We start from the raw sequence: 7577 nt of genomic DNA on the forward strand, positions 1-7577 counted from the left end.
AGAACAACACCAGTGCGGAATGTCATTGACCATTAATGAGAATTTTGGAATTAGGACTCAATTACAGAAATTCTAAGCTGAAATACTCGGACACGCTCCTAGCAGAAAAGTTGTAACTGATTTAGTCAAGTTGGGCTGTATTCAAGCGAAATCACTAACACTTAAATTCCCAAATATTCCACACAATCTGCAGACTGCATTTATCCGTGGTTACTTTGACGGTGACGGATCTCTTCATGTTCATAAAAACGGTATTAAAGCAGAAATACATTTTGTTGGAACACAGGAGTTTCTAAGAGGCATTGAATCAACGCTCGCCCTCCCAAAAATTACGTTTTACAAAAAAGGCAAGGCGTATCAAAGCACGTATGGTGGAGGAAAACAAACACTGCGAATTCTTGAGACCCTATATGGCAACTCTACGATTCATCTTGATCGGAAGTTTCAATTGTACGAGAAGTTCAAGACCGAAAGAGAGAAACGATACATCTCTAGGAAGAAACAAATCGAAAGGGTTGTCAATCTACATAAAGAGGGACTAACTGTCAAGGAAATCAGCAAACAAACGAAACACTTACCATATCTAGTCTTGTGCTGGCTTGAAATGTACGCAGGTTATTGTCCGAAACGTAATAACGCCCAAATAGAGCAAGACAATAAAAAGTTTCAAGAAGTTGATTCACTTCTAAAAGCCGGAGTCGGTCTACGTGAAATTGATCGTAAAGTTAGACTATCTTCTTATCGAGTTAAAATGTATGCGATAAGGAACGGTTATCTAGATTCGGATGAATTAGTTTAATATATGCAAGTGTGGTCGAAACACTTTTCAGCTTTAGACCCTACAGCCGCATGTTTCGAAGTTGAAAAGCACGTTACCCTAAGCGCAACAATGGTATACCCTTTTCTCCAGACGGTGTAGAGCGAGACAGGTTAGCGATGTGTTTGGTGTACAGCATGGGACTTCGTCATTTTATTGGACTCTTGCCACAAGAATCGAAGGCTACTCTAAAGACTTTACTCGCTGAATAATTATTCGTATCACCAGAGGCAACGGCCGGGCGATCCCCCGATGGACAGCCGTGGACATCATGTAATGTGGCTTATCTCATACTCTTTAACCAGTTTGTAAAAGGTGGTTCGTTTCAAACCAGCTTGTTGCATGGCTCCCGTTGCAGTAATGTTCCCAGCTTTCCATTCGGTGTAAGACTTGACGAATGATGCTGTGATCTTTGCACTGGGACGTCCAAACTTTGTACCATTACGCAGAGCGGAATCAATGCCTTCTCGCTGCCTTGTTCGGATTCTCTGACGTACATCCTGCGCAATCCATGACAAGATTTGAAGCACGAGTTCAGAGATAAAGTTGCCCAAACTATCGCGGTATTGTGTCGTATCCAGTTACGACATGTCCAATACGACAATATCAGCGCCAATAGTCTTTGTAATGTCCTTCCATTCGTTGAGGATTTCCTCCTTATTGCGGCCAAACCGATCTAGGGAGTGCATACAGTATGTCTCCCTCTCGTAAACTGTGTTTCATCAACCGGTACTGCTCACGGTTAAAGTCCTTACCGCTTTGTTTGTCTAGCGTAAATGTCTCGTTCGTTGATACCTACGCTTTTCATAGCATCCCTTTGCCGCTGCTCATTTTGTTCTTTTGTGCTCACTCGAATGTAGCCATGTTTTCTGATTTCCATTGTCCGTAGCCCCTTCCTGGGGTTTTGCTTGCTACTATTACAGCAAAAGTGTTCGTAAATATAGTTACATAAAACGGATATTCGCAAAGCTTGCTTTATACTTTTACATACTGGTGGAGAAACAGTGAAAAGCGGCTTCATCGTATGTCTAGAATCTATTCGTAAAAGTATACTTTTACGAATTAATAGACGTTGTCTTAGTTTTGTATTCCTCTCTGCAACTCCTATCTAATACCTAAGTGTCGTATAGCCCTTGCTGGTGCTTCCAATTATTAAAGCCCACCGATATGGTGGGCTTCGTCTTTGGCTCTTGGCTCTTGGCTCTTTTAGGGAAACGTCGGCAGACTATCTTGAGCTCCGAAGTCACCAACTCCACCGTGACACTTTTAGTTTTAAGGAAGATTCAATTAAAAACCTCGACCCCAAAGGGGTCCAACTTCACTACTTGAGGATTCAGCCACAAGGGACACAAAGTAACTAGCGAAGGCCGAACGTTAATACAGTCTCTAGTCAAACGCTAGGCCGTAATCCACGTTTTACTCTTTGTACAAAACCGGCGGTTTCACCACCTTCCACGAAGAAATGAGCCTTATAAGCTGTCATTGCTACCTCTTCAAATTTGGCTGCTAAGAAGTTCCGACGAGCCACTGTTGGTGTCACATACACCACCACTCGCCAGCTCTCAGGCAATTTCATCATCGTGTATTGGTAATCTTTCATCTTATCTTTCAAGATTTTTCCCGACTCACTACCACGATCCCACTCGACCATCACCTTGCGGCCTCCGACCGAGAACATGGCATCTGGGCGATTATACCTAAACTTCTCACGACCTCGCCCTTCCTCTGCCAGTTTGGTGGCAATAGAGTCAGCCACAATCTCGCCGGACTCGCGGGTATTATGCCATTCATACCCTTCTGTGCCGACCTCGCGGACGATTCGCATCAAAACACTGTTAATTCCTAGCGTGTGGTATGCTTGGCTCTCCGCGACTCGGACCTTTTTTTCCCATCCTACAAGGTCCTTGGCATAGGTCACTCCTTCCGAAGTTAGGATATACGCATACGTTGACCGCCGATCAGGGAGACGGATATGCCGAATCAGCTTAGGCTCCATTCGGTTGATTCTGTAAATCACATACCGCATCATATCTTCCGAGAAACCAAGTAAGGTTTTTAAATCGTCTCGCCATAGAATCCCCCCGGCATCGAACAGAGCCCCTATGACTCGCTCAAATGCACGATAGTTGTTATTTGCTTTGCCCCAGTTGAGAATCAAATGATTCCACTCTCCCTTTATGCAGCGTCAAACTTGAGTGCAAACGCTATTACCTTCACAAGTTCAACGACTGTACGGCAGGCCAAAAAAATCACTGGTTCACCAAGGGTAGTGTCCCGTCAAGTGGTGTAAATTGAGTGCAACCCCTAGTGTTAGCTATTTATGCAAAACTGACGTTGGAGCTAGTAACTGCTGTTCATCAGTGCCAATGAGTTTTGCCATAGACTCTCGGCTGAAGTAGCGCCTTGCAACTATCCATTCATCGTTCTGCTCTTGGAGAATCGATCCTCCAAGGCGCAATACAGACTCTCGGTTGGGGAATATGCCAACCACATCAAAGCGCCGCCTTAGTTCACGATTTAAGCGCTCAAGTGGGTTTGTCGAGCAAATCTGCTTCCAGTGCTCCTTCGGGAATCCCATGTATGCTAATACGTCTTCCTCTGCACGTTCCAGAACACCCATCGCTTTTGGAAACTTTCCTTGAAGTTGTTTCACAACGACAGATAATTGCTGTTTGGCGGCTTCCTGCGTCGGCTGCGCAAAGATGGTCCGGACAATGGATGAGACCATCGCTTGTGACGCTCTAGGCACCTGGCTGAGAATATTGCGCATTGTGTGGACACGACAGCGCTGCCAGGTCGCTCCAGTCAGCGCAGAAGCAATGGCACTACGCAGTCCTTCGTGCGCGTCGCTAATTACTAACTGTACGCCACGCAATCCACGTGCAATCAGACTGCGGATGAATGTGAGCCAAAACGCGCCGTCCTCGCTGGTGCCAATGTCAAATCCCAATACTTCACGCTCACCGGTGTTTCGCACACCAATGGCAATCACAAACGCCATGCTCTGCACCCGTCCGCCTTCTCGCACTTTCGGGAAAGTGGCATCTAGCCAAAGATATGGATACGTCCCCTCCAGCGGGCGGTTTTTGAAGTCCTGCACTACATCGTCGAGTTCTTTACAGATTCGAGACACTTCGCTTTTGCTGATTCCTTGAATCCCCATAGATTCGACCAACTCATCCACTTTACGAGTGCTCACACCATGCACATACGCTTCTTGAACAACGGACAGAAGGGCTTTTTCAGCCTTCCGCCGAGGTTCTAGGATACTTGGGAAGTAACTCCCTTTACGAAGCTTGGGAATCTGCAAATCGATCGTTCCGACACGGGTATCCCATTCTCGTTCTCTATACCCATTACGGCTGTTGCTACGCTTCTCACTACGCTCATATCGCTCAGCGCCAATCAGGGAGCTCACCTCAGCCTCCATCACTGCTTGGGTGAGAACCCTCAGCCCTTCTTTCAAGAAATCCACATCACCATCTTCTAATCCGATCTTGCGAATTAACTCCAAAAGTGCGATCTTATCCGTATAAGCCATCGAAGTGCCTCCTCTACTGATTGCTGCACACTTTTAGTAGATTGCACTCGATGGCTTTTTCGTCAAGATTCAGCCTCCTGAAGAATTTACACCACTACTTGAGACTTTAACCTTTTAGTAGATTGCACTCGATGGCTTTTTCGTCAAGATCTAGCCGTGGAATTTACACCACTACCTAAGACTCTAACTCACCACAAGCGTACACTAACCTGATTAGTGGCTATTAAAAGCCCCAATCAAGAACACTGGGATGGAACCAAATGTTCCACTGAGTCACAGCTATACGCCTCCGTGTGCCAAAAGTTCTAATGAGACAAACGACAAAGTGGAACCTTAGGTCCCACTCTCACCGAGACAGCTTAGGCAGTGGGCTTTAAGGTTCCATTCAAATGACTAAGATTTAGTCGAGGTGTGCGTTTTAGTTCCACTACTCACCCGCCAACCTGCAACACAAAAGAAAGCGTGACCCCAACACTGCGTCAATGATCCCGGACGACGTACAAACAAACCATAAGCATAACGTTTGGCCAGCCTGTACATTCCAATGAGAGCTTTTTTGTTTTCTTCTATCAATAAAAGATGCCTACACGTAGTGTGCAGGCATACATAAATCGACATAATAATGCAGGTTGGGAACCGTGTCACTATTAAAACGAATGTCCATAATACCTAAATTAGGATGCGTCCTAAACTTCCTTGCAAATGTTGTAGTCTTCAATGTTCTCCTTGATGTCCACGGCGATTTGGATGTATTTATTAATATTTTTAATAAAGTTTGTCCATTTTACGGAACGGATGTAAGAGGATTCTCCAGTATATACCTCTTTAGCATTGTGATTTTCGCAATCGCTGTAAGTAGGTGATTTCGTATTAAACATATTCTCTCTCAGAATTTTAAATAAGGTATACGTCTTTAATGTTCTGCATTTGCAATATGGGCAAGAGTTGTCCTTTATGTAGTATTCATAACTGTTGTTTTCATCTGGAAGAACTACCGCCAAAACGGCATTTGATTTACTGGTTCTTTTGTTTCTCGTTTGTTCTCTGAGCGAGTAGGCAATCTCCCAAGGTATCCACTGATCGTTTTCGCTTGTGGCGTCTTTCATGTTTTTTGAAATTAATACTATGGTAATACTGCTGTCGAAAATTTTATCTTTCAGCTTTGTCCAAATCGTTTCATCCTTAAAATCACTTAAATCCTCTCCATCAGCCTCCCCTTTATTAATCTGATCGTCCTCTTCTAATTTCGCTTGTAACTCATCGACGTAATCTCTTACTGTTGTATTCCATTTGTTGTTCAAAGGGTACACGCTATCGTCAGAATACTTGTACGAAATAAAAATCTTCCGTCCCACCCAATCCCCCCCTTTCAAACCCGTCTTAATTTCTTCCTTTTTTTAGTGTGTTAATAATCTTCAAGACTCTGCTAATGATTTGCCCATGGTCCTCGTCGGCGTTTCCAATAAACTCAAAGTCCGTCTTAAGTTGAGGAAAATCCGGATAATACGTATCAAAATTATGAACGACTTCGTCCCACAGAGTTTTGCTCATGTACCCAGTTGCTCCAATGGGAATAACCCTAACTCCTTGTTCAACAGCTATGTCAAATTCTTTCTTGACACCATCCGCATCAACGATAGTTCCTTCATTATCCCTTTTATTTCCAAATATGAAGATGGCGCATCCTACTTCTGAGATAAAATTCCTTCGGTACTTGTCCCACAATTGAGGTATATCGACTCCATTCGTCGCAAATTGGGGAAACGGTCGTAGTATCAAATAATTATCCAAATTTCTCTTGTTTGTTGAAAAGACATAATCCAAGGCTCCGTTAATGACGGCACTCCCTACCCCGAGACCAAAACCAGAGGCAATTTTAAATTCCGATTCCACAATTCGCCGACTTAGAGTGTGAATGAATAACTGAGCCTTTCGTTCATCAGTCGAAAACTGTTTGTACTCGTCAGCGCTGCCCGATAGCAACACTTTCGACATGCTGTAGCGCTGGTAAATGACCTTCAATGTGTCCGTAATTTCACTGTACTCATCAACCAGAACGGCCTTGATGCGATACCGACGTTCTAAATCCGCGCACTTTAACTCCTGTTTGATTGAGTCGTACCGGAACTTTTCTTCATCTTCGTATTTATCTTTGTTTATTTTTCTAAAAAAGCAATAATGATTTCTTCCGTCATCACCTAACAAAACTCTGATTCGGCTCAAAATATATTCCAAATCAGGGTCTTCAAAACTATAGCCGATAAAGAGAAACGTTTTTGATAATAAATCTCCCTGTAGTGCCGTCGAGAAAACTTTGTTATTCTCGTGAAACATTTCATATTCATCTTTTATTAATACCGTCTCGTTTGCGCTCTCGACGTCGCCGTGCATTTTATAAACAACAGCGTCGCGTTTTGGTTTTAAAACTGAAAAGTCTGCTTTTTTAATCTTAACATCTGGATTTTTACCAGCATCTTTTAAGGCAGTTTCTATTAGACGATCATAATTTGTTGTCCAATACGTGGCTATTGGAAGTTTCGCTAGTAATCGATGATTCTCTGTAATTCGAGCTTCAGCAGAAAAATTCTCAATAATTAATTGTGATAATCGCTGACGTCCATTGTTATTACAAAAATATTGCGAAAGTGAAATAAGGTCATTTTCCTTATTGATGTCGAGATGAAGCTCTTCCGCTATTTCCGCAAGCAGTGTTTTCCAATCGACGTAACCAGAATCTATCGATAGGCCGGCCCCTGCAAAAATGGCAGCGTTATCCTCGTGAAGAGCTTTTAAAAATTCCCTTATTAGCACTTCCTTTTCTGTACTCAATCAAACCTCATCCCCTAAAATTTCTATCAAGCTTTAATTTCCGTATCAAGCAGCCTCAATTTTTAAGTAAATAATACCACATAGAAAACATGCAATCGTTGTTGTTCTATGTGTCTACTTACAAAAAAGAGCAACAGGCGCCTTATTGACTGAACTGCCACTCTAGGGTGATAATGGCTACTCCGACTCAAATGATACCTACTAGAAACAACCCGACAATAATTCCAACAGGAACATTGAACCAAAACCAGTCTTAGATAAGAGGCACTTTCGGTATCCGAAATACTTATCCCGGATTTCGACGATTGTGTCCTCATAAACTGGTGTGAATAATTGAAAAGGTGCTCCCCGTATGGCTAAGATGAGTTTGTCGAGAACCACATCTTCGCT

6 protein-coding genes and 1 pseudogene are annotated in these 7577 nt (G+C 43.3%); 1 reads left to right on the forward strand and 6 read right to left on the reverse strand.

Annotated features, from left to right (window positions below; all coding sequences use genetic code 11):
- Positions 1-130: 130 nt before the first annotated feature.
- Positions 131-799: an LAGLIDADG family homing endonuclease gene (locus ACFSB2_RS16500; RefSeq protein ID WP_377944202.1), complete on the forward strand. Its 669-nt coding sequence runs from the start codon at positions 131-133 to the stop codon at positions 797-799.
- A gap of 287 nt (positions 800-1086) precedes the next feature.
- On the opposite strand, the pseudogene ACFSB2_RS16505 reads toward ACFSB2_RS16500, so the two are convergent.
- The 6 genes and pseudogenes from ACFSB2_RS16505 to ACFSB2_RS16530 form a co-directional block, all read right to left on the reverse strand.
- A pseudogene (locus ACFSB2_RS16505) lies at positions 1087-1697 on the reverse strand (recombinase family protein).
- A gap of 510 nt (positions 1698-2207) precedes the next feature.
- Entirely contained in the window at positions 2208-2975 is a 768-nt protein-coding gene (locus tag ACFSB2_RS16510) for a replication-relaxation family protein (protein ID WP_377944203.1), read from the reverse strand.
- A 156-nt stretch (positions 2976-3131) separates the two neighbouring features.
- Positions 3132-4358: an IS256 family transposase gene (locus ACFSB2_RS16515; RefSeq protein ID WP_206923068.1), complete on the reverse strand. Its 1227-nt coding sequence runs from the start codon at positions 4356-4358 to the stop codon at positions 3132-3134.
- Between the two features lie 686 nt (positions 4359-5044).
- Positions 5045-5713 carry a TIR domain-containing protein gene (locus ACFSB2_RS16520; RefSeq protein ID WP_377944204.1) on the reverse strand — a complete coding sequence of 223 codons (669 nt, stop codon included), beginning with the start codon at positions 5711-5713 and terminating at the stop codon, positions 5045-5047.
- A 25-nt stretch (positions 5714-5738) separates the two neighbouring features.
- Complete coding sequence (locus tag ACFSB2_RS16525) at positions 5739-7187, reverse strand: SIR2 family protein (RefSeq protein ID WP_377944205.1); 1449 nt, start codon at positions 7185-7187, stop codon at positions 5739-5741.
- Positions 7188-7388: 201 nt separating this feature from the next.
- Positions 7389-7577 (reverse strand): hypothetical protein (locus ACFSB2_RS16530; RefSeq protein WP_377944206.1); only part of this gene is annotated, 189 nt, incomplete at its 5' end.

The sequence above is a fragment of the Alicyclobacillus fodiniaquatilis genome (assembly GCF_042678105.1).
Taxonomy (GTDB): domain Bacteria; phylum Bacillota; class Bacilli; order Alicyclobacillales; family Alicyclobacillaceae; genus Alicyclobacillus; species Alicyclobacillus fodiniaquatilis.